Source organism: Brevundimonas sp. UBA7838 (assembly GCF_002500885.1).
Taxonomy (GTDB): Bacteria; Pseudomonadota; Alphaproteobacteria; order Caulobacterales; family Caulobacteraceae; genus Brevundimonas; species Brevundimonas vesicularis_C.
In genome coordinates this window covers 1-16,837 of record NZ_DLTK01000038.1, presented here as the reverse complement: position 1 = coordinate 16,837, position 16,837 = coordinate 1, and the positions used below count along the sequence as shown (strand labels likewise).

Genomic DNA, 16,837 nt, shown 5'->3' with positions numbered 1-16,837 from the left:
TCGGCGATGTCCCAGACGATGGCGCCGCTCTCAAACATCGGAGCGCGGCCGTCCTCCTCCAGCGCCGGCACCTGACCGAACGGCTGAAGCGCGCGGTATTCCGCCGACTTCTGGTCCACTGCATCCAGCAACCGGATTTCATAGGCCCAGCCCGCCTCGCTCAGGATCCATCGCACCCGGTGATCCCGAACTTGTCCGGCGGCGAAAGGCGGAACCCATTTGAAAGCGGTGACGGTGATCATCTTTTGATCCTCATGGTCGGTCGCTCGCCGACTCTATCACGAGCTTCGCGCGTTGCGGACATCGACCGGTTGCACTAGCCAGAAGTCATGACCTTGCAGACCACCAAGACTCACGCCGTCCACGGCGGAACCCTGCACTATCTGAAGCACGACAGCACGGCGACCGGCACGCCGATGACGCTGTCGGTCTTCGTTCCGGGCGTGGATGGGCCTTTCCCGGTGCTGATCTGGCTGTCGGGCCTGACCTGCACCGAGGACAACTTCACTACCAAGGCGGGGGCCTTCCAGGGCGCCGCCGAACACGGCGTCATCGTCGTGGCGCCTGACACCAGCCCGCGCGGAGAAGGCGTCGCCGACGATTCCGCCTATGACCTGGGTCAGGGCGCGGGCTTCTATCTGGATGCGACGCAGGCGCCCTGGGCGCCGCATTTCCGCATGGAGACGTATGTCACCGAGGAACTGATCGCCCTGATCGATGCCGAGTTTGCGACAACGGGCGTCCGCTCGATCAGCGGCCATTCGATGGGCGGCCACGGCGCCCTGACCCTGGCGCTGAACCACCCCGACCTGTTCCGTTCGGTCTCGGCCTTTGCGCCGATCTCCTCGCCCACCCGGTGCGCCTGGGGAGAAAAGGCCTTCACCGCCTATCTGGGTGAAGACCGGGCGACGTGGGACCGCCATGACGCCGCCAAGCTGATCGCAGCCGGCGCGGCGAAGGGCGTCTTCGATGACATCCTGATCGACCAGGGGGACGCCGACAACTTCCTGACCGACCAGCTGAAGCCCGAGTTGCTTCAAGCCGCCGCCGACGCCGCCGGCCAGAAGGTCACGATCCGAATGCAACCCGGCTACGACCACTCCTATTTCTTCATGGCCAGCTTCATCGCCGACCACATCGCCTTCCATGCCGAACGCTTGAAGGTCTAGGCGCCAGATGGGACGCCGGGGTTGGATCGCTGTCGTAGTCCTGCTGCTGGCAGGCCCAGCCTTGGCGCAAGAGCAGGTCGGCGATCTGGATTGGCGGCCAAAGGTGGTCTCGCCGGCTTATGCGATGGATGGGCCTGTCGTGCTTGTCGATCAGGGCCACGGCAGCGAACAGACGATCGAAGGTCGTTATGCCGCCTTCGCCGCGCTGTTGATGGCCGATGGATATCGGATTGAAGCCAGCCGGGGACGGCTCGATGCGCCCGGCGCGCTTGATGGCGTGGCGGTGTTGGTCATCGCCAATCCGGCGCGCCCTGAGGACGGCTCGCGCGCCTCGGCTTTCGACGACGCCGAGATCGAGGCGATCCGCCGATGGGTGGAGCAGGGCGGGGCGTTGCTTCTGGCCGCCGATCACGCGCCCCATGGTTCCGCCGCCGAAGCCCTGGCGGCCAGATTCGGGGTGGCGATGGGCACGGGCTACGCCTTCCAGCCCCTGGGCGACGACGTTACGGCCAATCTGGTCTTTCCGCGTCCGGCGCTCGCGGATCATCCGATTGTCGAGGGCCGCGAACAAGGCGAGCACTTGAAGGTCGTCAAGAGCTTTACCGGGCAGTCGCTGTCGGGGCCGGCAGACGCAACCGTATTGCTGGCGATGAGCGCAGATGCGCGAGAGGCTCCCGATCTCGAAGCCTTGCAGACGATCCGGACGCGGCTTCGGGCCGGCCAGGATCCAGCCGTCGTCCTTGCCGAGTTGTCGCGGCCCGCCTTACCCGCCCAAGGTCTGGCGTTGCGCTTTGGCGCGGGGCGGGTGGTCGTGCTGGGAGAGGCGGGGATGCTCACGGCCCAGGTCGTGCGTTTTCCTGACCAGCTGGATCGCGAGCCTGTCCGCATGGGACTGAATACGGTTGGTCATGACGATCAGCAGTTCGTGCTGAACCTGATGCACTGGCTGTCGCGTCTGCTCCCCTGATGCTAAGGGGCCGGGATGAGCGCTTCTGATCCCTACGAACCGATGTTTTCCGCCCTTTGCCGCGAGGTGGGCTATTGCCTGCACGCCAAGGGGCAGAAGCGGGTGATCGAGGCCCTGCCCAAGGGGCTGGACGCCGCCGTGCGCGCCGTCTTCGCGGCCGAGGGCGTGGACGAGCCCAATGCGCCAGGCGATGTGAAGCGGGCCGTTCGCGATTGCCTGAAGGCGAACTTGCCAGCTTGACCGTTACGGGTCGATAAGTCGGAACAAATCCAGGCTCTGTCGCTTGGGTTTCATGAACGGGCGCCTAGATGAGGCGCATCGGAAACTTGTCGCGAGAGGAACCTCCCATGGCCTTCACCCTGCCCCCGCTGCCCTACGCCTATGACGCGCTGGAGCCGGCCATCGACAAGGAGACGATGACCTTCCACCACGACAAGCATCACCAGACCTATGTCGACAATCTGAACAAGGCCGTCGACGCCGACGAAAACCTGAAGGGCAAGTCGCTGGAGGAAATCTTCACCAGCATCTCCACTGCGCCCAAGGCCGTGCGCAACAACGGCGGCGGTCACTGGAACCACAGCCTGTTCTGGGAACTGCTGGCCCCGGCCGATCAGGCGGGTGAGCCCTCGGCCGAGCTTAAGGCCGCCATCGACGCCGATCTGGGCGGCATGGACAAGTTCAAGGAAGACTTCAACGCCGCCGGCGCCGCGCAGTTCGGCTCGGGCTGGGCCTGGCTGATCGTGCAGAACGGCAAGCTGAAGATCACCTCGACCCCGAACCAGGACAATCCGCTGATGGACGTCGTGGACGAGCGCGGCGAGGTCATCCTGGGCGCCGACGTCTGGGAGCACGCCTATTATCTGAAATACCAGAACCGCCGCGCTGACTATCTGAAGTCGTTCTGGACGGTGGTGAACTGGAACAAGGTCAACGACCTCTACGCCGCCGCCAAATAAGGCCGGTTCAGACCAGAGACCCAGAGATGACGACGCCCGCCGGAACCTCCGGCGGGCGTTTTCGATTGCGTCATCGCAAACGGAGATCGAAGCGATGCGGATGATGATGACGGGGGCTGCTTTCGCGGCCCTGATGCTGGCGGCCTGTAACCCTCAGGCGAACGGGCAGAAGCCCGGCGATCCCGCGCCGCCCAACCCCACCCAGACCGTCGCCGCGCCAGCCGAGAAGCCCGTCTATCGCTTCAAGATCGGCGCGCTGGACGCCATCGCCCTGTTCGACGGCGAGAACCCGGTCAACAACGACAACCAGACCTTCGGCGTCGGCCTGACGCCGCAGGCGGTCGCCGCGCCGCTCACCGCCGCCGGACAGCCGGCCGATCCGATCATGCTGGAAATCCATCCGCTTCTGGTCAGGAACGGCGCACGCACGATGCTGTTCGACACCGGCCTGGGCGAGGGCAAGGGCCAGTTGATGGACAGCCTGCAAAAGGCCGGCGTCGATCCGGCCTCGATCACCGACGTGCTGATCTCGCACGGCCACCCCGACCATGTCGGCGGCCTGATCCGCGCCGGCGGTCTGGCCTTCCCCAATGCAGCGATCCGGATGTCGCAGGCGGAATGGGCGTCCATCCGCGCCAATCCCGAACTGGCCGATCTGGTGCGGATCATCACGCCCAAGGTCCAGGCCTTCGAGCCGGGCGGCGAGGTCGCGCCGGACGTCCAGTCCCAGGACACGGCCGGCCATACGCCGGGGCACGTCGCCTATCTGATCGCCGACGGCCAGAACCAGCTGCTCTACACCGGCGACCTGATGCATCACTGGATTCTGTCGGTGGAACATCCGGACTGGAAGGTCGGCTATGACGACGATCAGGCGGCAGGCCTGAAGGCGCGGCTGGACGAGGTGACGGCGCTGCGCAACTCCGGCGCCCACATCTACGCCTATCACTTCCCGTTCCCCGGCCTGGGCAAGGTGGCGACCCGCGAAGGCCGCGCCATGTTCATCTCAGAAGCCCAGTCTGCGAAGGACTAGATGCGAAGGTCCACGCCGTGCCGGGTGCGCGCGTTCATGCGCTCGGCATGGTGCTGGCGGACCATGCGGCGCTGGCGCAGCATCTCATGGATGCCGTCGGCGAGATCCAGCAGCTGGTGGTCGCTCAAAGGCTCAACCAGATCGACCAGCTGCGTCTTCAGCGTCTGCATGGCCTCGTCGGACAGGCCGGTCTGAAAGCTGTTGTGTTCGGGCTGCATTCCACTCCTCCTTGTCCTCATGCGTGGTTTGGTTGCATCGAAGGAAGGGCGGGGCGACGGGATCGTTCCATTCCATCGTGCTTAACAGCCCGCCGTGCTTGACTCCGGCGCCCCCGCTGGCCATAAGCGCCACCTTCCACGGGTCCGCTTCGGCGGGGCCGGGATGAATGACGGAAGATGCGTGGACCGCCGTTGAGATCGCATTCCCAATCCAGGGGATGCCGGGCCGTATCGTCGAAAAGAGAATAGAATGTCCAAGCGCCACAGCGCCAAGTACAAGATCGACCGGGCCATGGGTGAGAACCTGTGGGGCCGCGCCAAGTCGCCGGTCAACAAGCGTTCTTACGGTCCCGGCCAGCACGGCCAGCGTCGCAAGTCCAAGGTTTCGGACTTCGGTCTGCAACTGAAGGCCAAGCAGAAGCTGAAGGGCTACTACGGCAACATCACCGAGAAGCAGTTCGCCAAGACCTATGACGAGGCTGCGCGTCGCAAGGGCAACACCTCGGAAAACCTGATCGGTCTGCTGGAATCGCGCCTGGACGCCGTCGTCTACCGCGCCAAGTTCGTCCCGACCGTCTGGGCCGCCCGCCAGTTCGTCAGCCACGGCCACGTCCTGGTCAACGGCAAGAAGGTCGACATCGCCTCCTACCGCGTGAAGCCGGAAGACGTCGTCACCGTGAAGGAAAAGTCGCGCAACATGGCGCTGGTGCTCGAAGCCCAGCAGTCGTCGGAACGCGACGTGCCGGATTACCTGGAACTGTCGGACCGCTCGTTCTCGGTTCGCTACGTCCGCGTGCCGGAACTGTCGGACGTGCCGTACGCCGTGAAGATGGAACCGAACCTGGTCGTCGAATACTACGCTTCGTAAGCGAAGTTTTCTTCAGAGCGGCTATCGGCCTTCGGCCTACTTGAGCCGCTTCTGGATTTGAGTTTGGAGGGCCTCGGATTCGTCCGGGGCCTTTCGTTTTTTATCCTGTTCCCTCCAAGGGCGAACAGGCGCATTCTCGGCCGGTTCAGGCTTTGAGGCAGGGGAGGTCGTCAGTTGCGCGACTCCATCATGAAACGCTTGGCTTTGATCGCCGCCGCATCGGCGGGCCTGGCCGCCTGCGCCAGCCGCGGCGAGCCCACCGTCTCCACCGCGGGCATGCCCGGCGCGCTGGAACCGATCCATGCCGCCGCCTTTACCAAGGACCAGGCCGTCTTCTGGGTCAGTTCGAACGGCTGCACGGCCAAGGAAGACCTGATCCCGATCGTCAGCCTGCAGGGCGGCAGCGCCGTCATCACCCTGCGCCGCATCGATGAGGACAAGTGCAAGCAGGACCTGGTCCAGGGCGTCGAGCTGAAGTGGTCGTTCGAGGAACTGGGCCTGACGCCCGGCTCGCCCGTCAGCGTCAACAACCCCTATCAGATGCCTCGCTCCTGAAAACGGCTGTAGCGTTTCGTTAAGCCTGTTCGAGCGCGTCTGATTAAGCAACGTCCGTTACGACGACAGACCGTCCCCCCAAGGTCTGTAGCTTCATGCGCTTCTTCACCTGCCTGACCGACGACCATAATCTCTGGCTCGTCGCGTTGGCCGCCGGCCTGTGCCTGATCGGTTCGATCATCACCTTCCGCCTGTATCGCCGCCTGCGCGCCGCCGAAAAGGGCACGCGTCTGGCCTGGGCCTTCATGGGCGCGGTGGCGACCGGGGCGACGATCTGGTGCACCCACTTCGTGGCGATGATCGCCTATGAGCCCGGCGTCACCATCAGCTACGGCCCCGTGCTGACCGGCCTGTCCCTGGGCGTCGCCATCGCCGGCAGCGCGCTGGCGCTGTGGGTGGCCTCGCGCCGGATGCCGGCCTCGGCCGAAATCGGCGGCGTGCTGTTCGGCCTGACCGTAGTGGCCATGCACTATACCGGCATGGCGGCCTTTGCGACCGACGCCGTCATCCACTGGTCGGCCCCCTATGTCGCCGCCTCCGTGGCGGGGGCGGTCGTCCTCGGCGCCCTGGCGTTCAATCGCGCCCGGCAGTCCGGCAAGGTCGTCCCGGTCGTGCTGATGGTCCTGGGCATCGTGGCCCTGCACTTCACCGGCATGGCCGCCATGACGATCGTGCCGGTCGGCGCGCTGGTCGATATGGGCGCTGTCGGATCGACCAACCTGGTCCTGGCCTTCGCCGTCTCCGCCGTCGGATTGATGATGCTGGGCACCGGCGTCGCCAGCCACGCCCTGGACGTCCAGTCCCGTCTGCAGGCCAAGGCGCGCCTGGATCACCTGATCGAGGGCAGCGTCGATGGCATGGTGGTCGAACAGGACGGCGTCATCCTGGCCGCCAACGCCGCCTTCGCCGATCTGGCGGGCGTTGCCCACCACGCCCTGATCGGCGAACCGCTGTCGCGCTGGATCGCCGGCGTCGCCGATCTGGCGGTCAACGGCCTGAGCCAGTCCAAACTGATCGCCGAAGGCGGGGCGGACATCCCCGTCGAGATCGCCGTGCGCCGCGACTGTGGTATCGATCACGTCATGATCTATGCCGTGCGCGACGTGCGCACGCGTCTGGCGCAGGAGCGTCGCATCGCCCATCTGGCGCGTAACGACGGCCTGACCGGCCTGCCCAACCGCTCGTCCTTCCTGGAATGGCTGACGCGCCAGACCGCCGACCTGACGGTTCCGAACAAGGTGGCCCTCTTGGCCATGGACCTGGACCGGTTCAAGGAGGTCAACGACGTTCACGGCCATGCCGCCGGCGACCAGCTGCTGATCCAGATCGCCGAACGGATGCGCGCCTGCCTGCGCCACGACGAGTTCATCGCGCGCCTGGGCGGGGACGAGTTTGTCGCCGTCGTGCCGATCCAGCACAAGGACGATGCCTTGGATCTGGTCGCGCGCCTGCGCGACGCCGTCACCGCCCCGGTCGTGCTGGACCATGCCGAGGTCGCCTGCGGCCTCAGCACCGGCATCGCGATCTGGCCCGACGACGCCCACGACCCGTCCGCCCTGATCAATGACGCGGACCTGGCCATGTACCGTGCCAAGGCCTCGCTGGGGACCGACGTCTGCTTCTACGAAGAAGAGATGGACGAGGCGGTGCGCAATCGCCGTCGCATGGCCCAGCAGATGCGCGAGGCCTTGGATCAGGGCCAGTTCAGCCTGAACTGGCAGCTGCAGGCCGCCGTCGATACCGGCGACATCACCGGCTATGAGGTGCTGCTGCGCTGGATCCAGCCGGACGGGACCTTCATTTCGCCGGCCGACTTCATTCCTCTGGCTGAAGAGAACGGTCTGATCCTGCCGATCGGCGAATGGGTGCTGCGCACCGCCTGCGCCGAGGCCGCCAGCTGGACCGAACCGCACAAGATCGCCGTCAACCTGTCGCCGGTGCAGCTAGGCCACGTCGACCTGCCGCGCCTGGTGCATCAGGTTTTGGTCGAGACCAGCCTGTCTCCGTCGCGGCTGGAGCTGGAGATCACCGAGACGGCCATGATCACCGACATGGAGCGCACGACCCACGTCCTGCGTCAGTTGAAGCTGCTGGGCGTCTCCATCGCCATGGATGACTTCGGCACCGGCTATTCGTCGCTGTCGACCCTGCGCGCCTTCCCGTTCGACAAGATCAAGCTGGATCGCTCCTTCATGTCCGAACTCGACGGCGGACCTCAGTCGGCCGCCATCATTCGCGCCGTCCTGGCCCTGGGCGAGAGCCTGCATATCCCCGTCCTGGCCGAGGGCGTCGAGACGCTGGAGCAGCTGGCCTTCCTGCGCGACCAGGGCTGTGACGAGGTCCAGGGCTATCTGCTCGGCCGCCCCCAGAAGACGGCCGAGGCGGAAGTCCAGGCGGCCGCACGGGTCTTGTGGGCCGTCGATCCTTCGATGGAAAAGGCCGCCTGATCAGGTGGGGGCGTTGGCGCGATCATAGGCGGGCCAAACGCCCTTGCCGGCGCCGCGATACTGGACCGGCAGGCCTTCATCCTCACCCAGGGCGACGGCCGCATGGTGCGCCCAGTGCGGATCGTCCAGCGCCGCGCGTGCAATGGCGATGAAGTCCGCCTGACCGGACGCCACGATGTCCTCGGCCTGCTGCGGATCGAAGATCATGCCCACGGCCATCACATTGGCCTGCGGCGTCGCCGCCTTAACGGCCTGGGCGAACCGCAGTTGATAGCCCGGCTCGCCGCCCGGAATCTTCGCCTGCGCAACGTTCCCGCCCGACGTCAGGTGCAGATAGTCATAGCCCATGTCGTGCAGCGCCTGACCAAGTGCCGTCACCTCGTCCAGGGCGATGCCGCCCTCGACCCAGTCCGAGCCGTTGAAGCGTACGCCCAGCGCCTTGGTCCGGGGCCAGGCGTCGCGCAGGGCCTGGGCGACCCGCAGCGGGAAGCGCGCCCGGTTCTCGTACGATCCGCCGAAATCGTCGGTGCGGTTGTTGGACAGGGGCGACAGGAACTGGGTCAGCAAATAGCCGTGGGCGGCGTGCAGTTCGACCAGATCGAACCCGGCCCGGTCCGCCCGCCTCGCGGCGTCCTCGAAGGCGGAGACGACGCGGTCCATGTCGGTCGGGGTCATGGCGGTTGGCGTGTGCCAGTCATCCTTGAACGGTTCGGCCGAGGCGCTGAAGGTTTCCCACGCGCCGTCTTCAGCCTTCAGGGCGCCGCCGCCCTTCCACGGCGCGCTGGTCGAAGCCTTGCGTCCGGCGTGGGCCAGTTGGATGCCGATCGGGGTGTCGCTGTAGGTGCGGATGTCGCGGATGATCCGGGCGAAGGCCTCTTCCTGGCCGTCGTTCCACAGGCCGGTGTCGTCCGGCGTGATCCGTCCCGCCGCCTCGACCCCCGTCGCCTCGACGATGACCAGTCCAGCGCCGGAGATCGCCAGTCGTCCCAGATGCTGCACGTGCCAGGGCTGAGGCACGCCGTCGATGGCCGAATACTGGCACATCGGCGCGATGGCGACGCGGTTCTTCAGCGTCAGGGGGCCGAGGGCGCGGGGTGAGAACAGCTGGCTCATGAAGGACGATCCGTGGGGGGGGGAGAGGGGGGACTGTAGCTATGGCGGTTGCGGTCACGTTCAACCCCGATCCTTTCCGATTGTTCACCCAGCTTTCCGATTATTCACGTGTGCGCGCCCGACCCACGCGGCACAAAAGGGTCAAGCTTCAACTGGGGAACACACCAATGCTTCGTCTCGCTCTCGCCATCGCCATCGCCGCCCCGCTGCTGTCGGGCTGCATCATCGTCTCGACCGAAAAGCCAACCACGCGCGTCATCACCGCGCCGGCCTCGGGCCAGTGATGCGCAGCTTCGTAAAGGGTCCGATGATCAAGGGTCTGGCGGTCGCGGCCCTGGTCGCGCCGCTGCTGTCGGCCTGCGTCATCTATGACAGCGACGCGGGCGAGAACGTCTCGGTGAACCTGCGCCGCGACGACGCCCCGCCGGCAGAGGCCATCCGTGAAGCCCGGTTCGCCGACGGCGCCCTGGTCGCGCGCGTCGATTCCAACGGCTGCACCCAGGCGTCGGATTTCGAGGTGTCGGTATCGGACGGCTCGCCGGCCGAGATCACGCTTCGCCGCACCAGACAGGACCTGTGCAAGGCCTTGGTCCCGGACGGCGTCGAACTGCGCTGGACCTATGCCGACCTGGGCCTGGAGCCCGGCACGGCGGCCCGCATCCTCAATCCGCTGAAGTAGGCGTCTCGAACACGATCAGCATGTCTGGCGGAATGCGCTGCGGCCTCAGGGTCGCAGCGTCCACCAGCACCCATTCGGTGACGCCCTGGGCGCAGACGCGGCCTTGGGCGTCCTCGATGCGGACATAGCGGGTGAAGCGCGGTCCCTGCGGATCGCCGACCCAGGTGCGGGCGACCACGCCCTCTGCGCCCGGCTCGATGCCGCGCAGATAGTCGATTTCATGCCGGGTCGCGACCCATGACCATTTCTCCCGCGTCGCCTCGTCGAAGCGCGCATTCCAGTGGGCCGTGCCCGCATCCTGCAGCCAGCCGACATAGACGACGTTGTTGACGTGGCCGTTGGCGTCGATGTGCTCGGGCCGCACGTCCAGCGGCACGACGAAGACCTCGCGGTCCTCGCGCGGCGTGAGGGTCTTCCTGGCCATCAGGCCTCGCCGAGCGGAACGCCCTTCTCGACCATCATGGCCTGAAGTTCGCCGGCCTGGAACATCTCGCGGATAATGTCCGATCCGCCCACGAACTCGCCCTTCACATAGAGCTGCGGAATGGTGGGCCAGTCGGTGAAGCTCTTGATGCCTTCGCGCAGGGCTTCGTCCTGCAGCACGTCCACGCCCACGAAGCCGGCGCCGACATGGTCCAGGATCTGCACCGCCAGGGACGAGAAGCCGCAGCGCGGCTGGTCCGGCGTGCCCTTCATGAACAGAACCACGTCGTTCTGGGCGACGGTCTCGCCGATGAAGGCGTGAACGGGATCGGCGGCTTGGGCGGTGTCGGTCACGGATAAGGGCCTTTCGTGAAGCCCGTCAGCTAGGGAGCCGAACGGGCGCGGTCAAGGCGTCCGCGACGTTCTGCACAGCTGCTGGGGCCGGTCAGGCCGCCTGATTGGCCACGACGCGCGCCATCTCGATCTGCGCGGCCAGGCCCGGCGGCATGTCCCGCTCGGGCGCAGCGGCCAGTGTCGCCAGCCGATCGGTGTCGGTCGGATTGACGATCACGCTGGAGACCGACGGGTCGGTCAGCACGTAGGACAGGCAGATCGCCTCGGCCGTCCAGTTATGGGTGCGGTACAGGAAGCCGAAGGCGTCCTTCTTGGGCGTATCGACGGGGCGCTTGTCCTTGCCGAAGCCGAACAGACCCTTTTTGAAGATCGGGGCATCGGGCGCCCCCGCGCGCCGGTCGGCGTAGAAGTCATAGGCGAAGACCGCCATGTCCTGCTCGCGCGCCGAGCGGATGCGGTTTCGAATCTTCCAGTCGGCGTTGATGTCGAACGGCGTCAGCAGGGCGTCGAACGCGCCGGTCGACACATAGGCGTCCATCACGTCGCCGCCGCCGGCGATGCCCAAAAGCTTGATCCGTCCGGTGGCGCGCATGGCCTTCAACGCGCTGAGCGACGATTGCGCCAGTTCGGTCTCGCCCGGCTCGTGCAGCACCGCCACGTCGATCCAGCCCAGCCCTGAGAAGTGCAGCGCCCGGTCGATGGCCGCCGTCATCCCCCGGGCCGAGAAGTCCCGCTGCTGGTCGCGGCCGTCGCCGGCGCCCAGCGTCAGGCTGACATAGACGAGCTTGCGATCCACATGCGACAGGGCCTCGCCCAGCACCTCGGCCGCCACCGGGTCGGCGGTCTCCAGCCGATAGCTGTTCACCCCGGCCTCCAGCGCCGAATACAGCAGGTCCAGCCCGGCCTCGCGCCCGCGCTTCAGCACGTCGGCGCCGAAACTCAGCGTCAGGTTGGAGATGGCGGAGCCGGAGACGCCGAAGGGGCGATAGCGCATGGCCGTCAGCCCTCCTTGGCCGGCGCGGAGGTCTCCAGCGCCAGGGCGTGCAGTTCGCCGCCCATCTGACCCTTCAGCGCCGCATAGACCATCTGGTGCTGACGCACACGCGGCAGGCCCGCGAAGGCGCTCGACACGATCCGCGCGCGATAGTGGTCGCCGTCGCCCGCCAGATCCTCGATCTCGATCTCGGCGTCGGCGAAGGCTTCGACCAGATGCTGGCGCAGCGTTTCCACGGACATGGGCATGGCGGGCACTCACACTTCGTTGGACGCCAGTTTGCCCGATAATCCTTAATGCCGACCTACGCTCCGTAGCGCTGCCGTTCGAACAACTTCACCGGCTGGTCTTTGTAAGTCGTCGTCGCATAGGGACGATAACCGACCCGCGCCGCCAGCTTCAGCGAGGCCAGGTTCTCGGGCGAGATCATGCAGACGGTTCGCCCCTCCAGCCTCCGGTCGGTCCAGGCCAGCGCCGCCGTCAGGGCCTCGGCCGCATAGCCCCGCCCCTGAAACCTCGGCGCCACGCCCCAGCCCAGCTCCGGCGCATCGAACGGCGGCTCCATCTCGCGGCGATAGTCGAATACCCCGACGCTGCCCAGATAGGCGCCGCCGTCCCGCAGCCGGATCGTCCAGTTGCCATGGCCCATCGCCGCCCAGTGGCCGAGATCGCGCAGCAGTCGGAACCACACCTCTTCGCGCCCCAGCGCCCGGCCCATGATGTGGCGCGTGAAATCTTCATCGGACCACAGCGTCAGCAGCTCACCGAAATCGTCAGTCGAGACGGGGCTCATCACCAATCGCTCGGTCGTCAGAATTCTGTCGGTCACATCAAGCCCAGTTGCTTGAAGCTGGCCACCCCGTCGCGGCCGACGACTAGATGGTCGTGAACCTCGACGTTAAGGGCGCGGCCGGCCTGCACAACCTGTTTCGTGATCTCGATGTCGGCGCGGCTGGGGGTCGGGTCGCCCGACGGATGGTTGTGCACCAGGATCAGGGCACTGGCTGACAGCTCCAGCGCGCGCCGCACGACCTCGCGCGGATAAACCGGCGCATGATCGACCGTGCCGCGGTTCTGCACCTCGTCCAGGATCAGCTGGTTCTTCTTGTCCAGATACAGCACCCGGAACTGCTCGCGTGGCTCGTGCTGCAAGGCGACGCGGACATAGGCCAGGAGCGCCGTCCAGGACGAGATCACCGGCCGCTTGGCCGTCGGCTCCTTCGCGATCCGCCGCGTCACGTCGAAGATGAACTGAAGGTCGAGCGCCACCGCCCGCGTCGCCTTGCCGACGGCGTATCCCATCGACCGCGCCACCTGATCCTCGATCGCCTCATGGCTGGCCGCCCCGATCCCCTCCAACCCGCCGAACCGCGCCAACAGATCCTTGGCCAGCGGCTTGGTGTCCTTGTAGGGCACGCTGCGAAACAACAGCAGCTCCAGCAACTCATAGTCGGGCAGGGCGCCCAGGCCCCCCTTCGCCGCCCGCTCACGCAGCCGGTCGCGATGACCGCTGTGCCGAGGCTTGGGCTTGTCGCCGACTTCGGACGCCTTGTCGTCGAGCATGATCCCTCCCGCTAAACGCAACCTGTGCGTATTGCGACTGGGGATCAAGGGTTCAGTTCGGTCGGAACAGCCCCGCCGGCGAGGCCGTGAAGATTTCCAGTCCGTCTTCCGTCACCCCGATGGTGTGCTCGCACTGGGCCGACAGGGACTTGTCGCGCGTCACGGCGGTCCAGCCGTCGGACAGCACCTTCACGTGCGGCTTGCCCAGGTTCACCATCGGCTCGACGGTGAAGAACATGCCGGGCTTCAGCACCGCCCCCTCGCCGCGACGGCCGTAGTGAAGGACGTTGGGGCTATCGTGGAAGACGCGGCCGATGCCGTGGCCGCAGAAGTCGCGCACCACGCTCATGCGCTGGGCCTCGACGAACTTCTGGATCGCATAGCCGATGTCGCCGAAGGTGTTGCCCGGCTTGACCTGCTCCAAGCCCAAGTCCAGCGACTGATAGGTCACGTCGATCAGTTTCTTGGCCCGCGCATTGATCTCGCCCACCGCATACATGCGGCTGGAATCGCCGTGCCAGCCGTCCACGATCACGGTGTGGTCGATGTTGACGATGTCGCCGTCCTTTAGCACCCGGTCGCCGGGAATGCCGTGGCAGACGACGTGGTTGATCGAGGTGCAGACGGTCTTCTCGTAACCCTTGTAGCCCAGGCAGGCGGGCAGGCCGCCGTTGTCCAGGGTGAACTCGCGCACCAGATCGTCGATCGTGCTGGTCATGACGCCCGGCTTCACATACGCCGCGATCATGTCCAGCGCCTCGGCGACCAGACGGCCGGCCTTGCGCATGCCCTCGAAGTCTTCCGCCTCATGGATGCGAATGGCGCTGGAGCGGACCAGGACGTCGGTTTCGAGTTCGGGCGTTTCGTACATGGGGCGATCGGTCTGCAAAAGGCGGGATACGGCGCAATCCGTTCGCCGCAGATGGGCGTTATAGCATGAAACCTCAAGCCTGCCCCCGGATTCCCGCATGACCGACGCTGACACCGACCGCTCTGGCCCGACCGCCGCCGTCCTGGTCATCGGCGACGAAATCCTGTCGGGCCGGACCCAGGACACCAACACCAACACCATCGCCCGCTTTCTGGCGGCGTTGGGGATCGACCTGATGGAGGCGCGGGTCGTCAGCGACGATCACGGCCGGATCGTCGAGGCGTTGGACGCCCTCCGCTCACGCTGGGACTATGTCTTCACCACCGGCGGCATCGGTCCGACCCATGACGACATCACCGCCGACGCCGTGACGGCCGCCTTCGGCGTGGCCCTGCATGAACATCCCGACGCGCTGGCGATCCTGTCGCGCCGCTATGGCGACGAGTTCAACGCCGCGCGCCGTCGCATGGCGCGCATCCCCGAAGGCGGCGTTCTGATCGCCAATCCGGTCACCGATGCGCCCGGCTTCCAGATCGGCAATGTCTTCGTCATGGCCGGCGTCCCCAAGATCATGCAGGCGATGCTGGAGGATGTGGCCCCGCGCCTGCGCACCGGCGCGATCGTTCATGCCCAGACCTTGAAGGTCAGCGGCGTGGGCGAGGGGGCTGTGGCGGATGTGCTGCGGGCGGCGGCCAACCAGCGTCGCGACCTGTCCTTCGGCAGCTATCCGTTCGGCCATGGCAGCGTCGGCGAGATCGGAACCCATCTGGTTATTCGTGGCCGCAACGCCGATCAGGTCCGTGCGGCGGCGCATGATTTGATCGCAGAACTGCGTAATCTGAGCATCGACGTTGCCGCTGCGTAACCTCGCAAAGCCGTGATCGTGTGCGGCTCAGGCGCCACGGTTTCGCCTGTTTCCGGTCCGATGGGGGCCTTGCCCGCAACGCTTTCGCGCCGCGAACGCTGAGAGGGCTCCTCCCCTGATCGACCGCGCGTAATGCGGCCGGCGCTTACTTAGGTGTATGAAATGACCTCCAGGAACTTCGCCCGCGTGGGCGGGATCGCCCTGACGACCGCCCTGCTGGCCGGCGTCGCCGCCCCGGCCATGGCCGGCTCCTTCTATGTCCAGGAACAATCGACCCGCGGCCAGGGTCGCGCCAACGCCGGCGTCGGCGCCGATAAGGGCGTCCAGTCGCTGTGGTGGAACCCCGCCGCCATCGCCGGAACCCAGCGCGAAGTTTACCTCGGCGCCCACGGCCTGATCCTGGACTCCGACGTCGACAACACCGGCTCGAGCCTGACCTACAACGTTCCGGTTCCGGGCGTCGGCGTCGTCAGCCGCTCGGCTCCCGTCAACGGCGACCCGCACGTCCATGACGTGGTCGAAAGCGGCATCGTGCCGAACTTCGCCGTCTCCATGCCGATCGGCGACCGCTTCAACGTCGGCCTGGCCGTCCAGGCGCCCTACAACTTCACCACCAAATATGAGCCGACCGACTTCGCGCGTTACGACGCTCTGACGTCGGAATTGCGCTCGGCCAACGTCAGCCTGGTCGCCGCCATGACGGTCACCGACTGGCTGGACATCGGCGCCGGTTTCGACGCCCAATACGCCAAGGCGACCCTGTCGTCGGCCCTGCCGAACGTGCCGATCCCGTCTGTCCTGTCGCCCGCCTATGTCGTCTCGCCGTCGACCGATGGCCGCAACCAACTGGAAGGCGACGGCTGGGATTACGGATGGAACGCCGGCGCTCAGATGCACTTCGGCAAGCTGGACTTGGGTCTGTCTTACCGCTCCAAGATCGAACACGAGCTGGAAGGTTCGGTAAACATCTCGGGCCTGACCGGCGTCCTGGCCGGCGCCAACGTCTCGACCGATGGCGGCGCCTCCTTCACCACGCCTTGGTACGCCACCGTCTCGGCCCGCTACGCCGTCAACGATCGCCTGACCCTGAACGCCCAGGTCAACCAGATCGGCTGGAGCGAGTTCGACGCCATCCGCGTCGCCTACACCGGCGGCGGCTCGACCATCGTTCAGGACTATGACGACGTCACCACCGGCGCGATCGGCTTCGACTACAAGATCGATCCGTCGATGACCTTCCGCGCCGGCCTGGGTTACGACCCGACCCCGACGCCGGACGATCACCGCACCGCCCGTATTCCGGACGGCGACCGCTGGCTCTACGCCGCCGGTCTGTCCAAGACGATCGGTTCGATGACCTTCGACGGCGCCGTGACCTACATCGACATCGACACCGCGACGATCAACGACACGCGCGACGTCTATGGCAACGGCCTTGTCGTCTCGAACCTGCGCGGCGAAGCGCAAGGCTCGGGCGTCGGCTTCTCGCTGGGCGCGACCTGGAACTTCTAAGTTCCGCTCAGCACCGGCTGACATGAGAACGGCGGCTCCTTCGCAGGAGCCGCCGTTTTTTATTGTCTCAACATGAAGGCATCGGGGAGCAAACGCTCCCCGATCCTCAGGCTCAACCCTTGGCCGCGCCGGTGTAGCCCTTGCCGCCGTTTGACGGGCGGCGACGGGGGCGGCGCTTCATTTCGCCCTCGGCCGGTTTGACGTTGTCGTTGATGGAGGGCACGCGCTCGCCGGCCAGGGGGTTGTA

The 16,837-nt window shown here is 66.2% G+C and carries 21 protein-coding genes; 11 read left to right on the top strand and 10 right to left on the bottom strand.

Annotated elements, in window-relative coordinates:
* Positions 1-242, bottom strand: a 242-nt coding sequence (locus B3T77_RS02685) for a glutathione S-transferase N-terminal domain-containing protein (protein WP_292076969.1), incomplete at its 3' end; no start/stop codon positions are given.
* A gap of 87 nt (positions 243-329) precedes the next feature.
* On the opposite strand from B3T77_RS02685, the gene fghA reads away from it, so the two are divergent.
* The 5 genes from fghA to B3T77_RS02660 all read left to right on the top strand — a co-directional run bounded on the left by fghA (position 330) and on the right by B3T77_RS02660 (position 4,128).
* A complete protein-coding gene (gene fghA / locus B3T77_RS02680) occupies positions 330-1,169 on the top strand; it encodes an S-formylglutathione hydrolase (RefSeq protein ID WP_292076964.1) in 840 nt (279 codons plus the stop codon).
* 7 nt (positions 1,170-1,176) lie between these two features.
* The gene (locus B3T77_RS02675) at positions 1,177-2,136 is read left to right on the top strand and encodes a DUF4350 domain-containing protein (protein WP_292076961.1); all 960 of its coding nucleotides are present in this window, start codon (positions 1,177-1,179) and stop codon (positions 2,134-2,136) included.
* Positions 2,137-2,151: 15 nt separating this feature from the next.
* Complete coding sequence (locus B3T77_RS02670; protein ID WP_039244260.1) at positions 2,152-2,376, top strand: hypothetical protein; 225 nt, start codon at positions 2,152-2,154, stop codon at positions 2,374-2,376.
* A 107-nt stretch (positions 2,377-2,483) separates the two neighbouring features.
* The gene (locus B3T77_RS02665; RefSeq protein ID WP_292076956.1) at positions 2,484-3,095 is read left to right on the top strand and encodes a superoxide dismutase; all 612 of its coding nucleotides are present in this window, start codon (positions 2,484-2,486) and stop codon (positions 3,093-3,095) included.
* 94 nt (positions 3,096-3,189) lie between these two features.
* Positions 3,190-4,128: an MBL fold metallo-hydrolase gene (locus tag B3T77_RS02660; RefSeq protein WP_292076953.1), complete on the top strand. Its 939-nt coding sequence runs from the start codon at positions 3,190-3,192 to the stop codon at positions 4,126-4,128.
* Here the strand turns inward: B3T77_RS02660 and B3T77_RS02655 are convergent.
* Positions 4,125-4,346, bottom strand: a complete 222-nt coding sequence (locus B3T77_RS02655) for a hypothetical protein (protein WP_292076951.1) — start codon at positions 4,344-4,346, stop codon at positions 4,125-4,127. The genes B3T77_RS02660 and B3T77_RS02655 overlap by 4 nt on opposite strands.
* Positions 4,347-4,596: 250 nt before the next feature.
* On the opposite strand from B3T77_RS02655, the gene rpsD reads away from it, so the two are divergent.
* The 3 genes from rpsD to B3T77_RS02640 all read left to right on the top strand — a co-directional run bounded on the left by rpsD (position 4,597) and on the right by B3T77_RS02640 (position 8,216).
* On the top strand, positions 4,597-5,214 hold the full coding sequence (gene rpsD / locus B3T77_RS02650; RefSeq protein ID WP_055806141.1) for a 30S ribosomal protein S4: 618 nt from the start codon (positions 4,597-4,599) through the stop codon (positions 5,212-5,214).
* Positions 5,215-5,403: 189 nt separating this feature from the next.
* Positions 5,404-5,769, top strand: coding sequence for a hypothetical protein (locus tag B3T77_RS02645; RefSeq protein ID WP_055753328.1), 366 nt, complete (start codon positions 5,404-5,406; stop codon positions 5,767-5,769).
* Positions 5,770-5,864: 95 nt separating this feature from the next.
* Positions 5,865-8,216: a bifunctional diguanylate cyclase/phosphodiesterase gene (locus B3T77_RS02640; protein WP_292076944.1), complete on the top strand. Its 2,352-nt coding sequence runs from the start codon at positions 5,865-5,867 to the stop codon at positions 8,214-8,216.
* Here the strand turns inward: B3T77_RS02640 and B3T77_RS02635 are convergent, their stop codons facing one another.
* Positions 8,217-9,329: an NADH:flavin oxidoreductase/NADH oxidase gene (locus B3T77_RS02635; protein ID WP_292076941.1), complete on the bottom strand. Its 1,113-nt coding sequence runs from the start codon at positions 9,327-9,329 to the stop codon at positions 8,217-8,219.
* Positions 9,330-9,612: 283 nt separating this feature from the next.
* Between B3T77_RS02635 and B3T77_RS02630 the strand changes: the two genes are divergently transcribed.
* A complete protein-coding gene (locus tag B3T77_RS02630; protein ID WP_292076939.1) occupies positions 9,613-10,008 on the top strand; it encodes a hypothetical protein in 396 nt (131 codons plus the stop codon).
* Here the strand turns inward: B3T77_RS02630 and B3T77_RS02625 are convergent.
* The 7 genes from B3T77_RS02625 to map all read right to left on the bottom strand — a co-directional run bounded on the left by B3T77_RS02625 (position 9,992) and on the right by map (position 14,213).
* The gene (locus tag B3T77_RS02625) at positions 9,992-10,432 is read right to left on the bottom strand and encodes an acyl-CoA thioesterase (protein ID WP_292076937.1); all 441 of its coding nucleotides are present in this window, start codon (positions 10,430-10,432) and stop codon (positions 9,992-9,994) included. The two genes, B3T77_RS02630 and B3T77_RS02625, sit on opposite strands and share 17 nt — an antisense overlap.
* Positions 10,432-10,785 carry a Grx4 family monothiol glutaredoxin gene (gene grxD / locus B3T77_RS02620; RefSeq protein WP_292076935.1) on the bottom strand — a complete coding sequence of 118 codons (354 nt, stop codon included), beginning with the start codon at positions 10,783-10,785 and terminating at the stop codon, positions 10,432-10,434. Before grxD ends, B3T77_RS02625 begins: the two co-directional genes overlap by 1 nt.
* A 91-nt stretch (positions 10,786-10,876) precedes the next feature.
* On the bottom strand, positions 10,877-11,779 hold the full coding sequence (locus tag B3T77_RS02615; protein ID WP_292076933.1) for an oxidoreductase: 903 nt from the start codon (positions 11,777-11,779) through the stop codon (positions 10,877-10,879).
* Between the two features lie 5 nt (positions 11,780-11,784).
* Complete coding sequence (locus B3T77_RS02610; RefSeq protein ID WP_055752906.1) at positions 11,785-12,027, bottom strand: BolA family protein; 243 nt, start codon at positions 12,025-12,027, stop codon at positions 11,785-11,787.
* A gap of 56 nt (positions 12,028-12,083) precedes the next feature.
* Positions 12,084-12,608 carry a GNAT family N-acetyltransferase gene (locus tag B3T77_RS02605; protein ID WP_292076926.1) on the bottom strand — a complete coding sequence of 175 codons (525 nt, stop codon included), beginning with the start codon at positions 12,606-12,608 and terminating at the stop codon, positions 12,084-12,086.
* Positions 12,605-13,342, bottom strand: a complete 738-nt coding sequence (radC, locus tag B3T77_RS02600; protein WP_292076923.1) for a RadC family protein — start codon at positions 13,340-13,342, stop codon at positions 12,605-12,607. Before radC ends, B3T77_RS02605 begins: the two co-directional genes overlap by 4 nt.
* A 52-nt stretch (positions 13,343-13,394) precedes the next feature.
* Positions 13,395-14,213, bottom strand: coding sequence for a type I methionyl aminopeptidase (gene map, locus B3T77_RS02595; protein ID WP_292076920.1), 819 nt, complete (start codon positions 14,211-14,213; stop codon positions 13,395-13,397).
* Between the two features lie 97 nt (positions 14,214-14,310).
* Here map and B3T77_RS02590 point away from each other — a divergent pair, with 97 nt between their 5' ends.
* Both B3T77_RS02590 and B3T77_RS02585 read left to right on the top strand, forming a co-directional pair.
* Positions 14,311-15,078: a competence/damage-inducible protein A gene (locus B3T77_RS02590; RefSeq protein WP_292076917.1), complete on the top strand. Its 768-nt coding sequence runs from the start codon at positions 14,311-14,313 to the stop codon at positions 15,076-15,078.
* Between the two features lie 162 nt (positions 15,079-15,240).
* Entirely contained in the window at positions 15,241-16,590 is a 1,350-nt protein-coding gene (locus tag B3T77_RS02585; RefSeq protein WP_292076913.1) for an OmpP1/FadL family transporter, read from the top strand.
* Positions 16,591-16,837 lie beyond the last annotated feature (247 nt).

Coding starts and splice junctions, on each gene's coding strand:
- B3T77_RS02675 (WP_292076961.1), top strand. CDS start 1,177: ATGGGACGCCGGGGTTGGATCGCTGTCGTAGTCCTGCTGCTGGCAGGC.
- radC (WP_292076923.1), bottom strand. CDS start 13,342: ATGCTCGACGACAAGGCGTCCGAAGTCGGCGACAAGCCCAAGCCTCGG.
- B3T77_RS02635 (WP_292076941.1), bottom strand. CDS start 9,329: ATGAGCCAGCTGTTCTCACCCCGCGCCCTCGGCCCCCTGACGCTGAAG.
- B3T77_RS02630 (WP_292076939.1), top strand. CDS start 9,613: ATGCGCAGCTTCGTAAAGGGTCCGATGATCAAGGGTCTGGCGGTCGCG.
- B3T77_RS02655 (WP_292076951.1), bottom strand. CDS start 4,346: ATGCAGCCCGAACACAACAGCTTTCAGACCGGCCTGTCCGACGAGGCC.
- B3T77_RS02625 (WP_292076937.1), bottom strand. CDS start 10,432: ATGGCCAGGAAGACCCTCACGCCGCGCGAGGACCGCGAGGTCTTCGTC.
- B3T77_RS02585 (WP_292076913.1), top strand. CDS start 15,241: ATGACCTCCAGGAACTTCGCCCGCGTGGGCGGGATCGCCCTGACGACC.
- B3T77_RS02670 (WP_039244260.1), top strand. CDS start 2,152: ATGAGCGCTTCTGATCCCTACGAACCGATGTTTTCCGCCCTTTGCCGC.
- B3T77_RS02615 (WP_292076933.1), bottom strand. CDS start 11,779: ATGCGCTATCGCCCCTTCGGCGTCTCCGGCTCCGCCATCTCCAACCTG.
- B3T77_RS02665 (WP_292076956.1), top strand. CDS start 2,484: ATGGCCTTCACCCTGCCCCCGCTGCCCTACGCCTATGACGCGCTGGAG.
- B3T77_RS02645 (WP_055753328.1), top strand. CDS start 5,404: ATGAAACGCTTGGCTTTGATCGCCGCCGCATCGGCGGGCCTGGCCGCC.
- rpsD (WP_055806141.1), top strand. CDS start 4,597: ATGTCCAAGCGCCACAGCGCCAAGTACAAGATCGACCGGGCCATGGGT.
- B3T77_RS02660 (WP_292076953.1), top strand. CDS start 3,190: ATGCGGATGATGATGACGGGGGCTGCTTTCGCGGCCCTGATGCTGGCG.
- map (WP_292076920.1), bottom strand. CDS start 14,213: ATGTACGAAACGCCCGAACTCGAAACCGACGTCCTGGTCCGCTCCAGC.
- B3T77_RS02640 (WP_292076944.1), top strand. CDS start 5,865: ATGCGCTTCTTCACCTGCCTGACCGACGACCATAATCTCTGGCTCGTC.
- B3T77_RS02590 (WP_292076917.1), top strand. CDS start 14,311: ATGACCGACGCTGACACCGACCGCTCTGGCCCGACCGCCGCCGTCCTG.
- B3T77_RS02610 (WP_055752906.1), bottom strand. CDS start 12,027: ATGCCCATGTCCGTGGAAACGCTGCGCCAGCATCTGGTCGAAGCCTTC.
- fghA (WP_292076964.1), top strand. CDS start 330: ATGACCTTGCAGACCACCAAGACTCACGCCGTCCACGGCGGAACCCTG.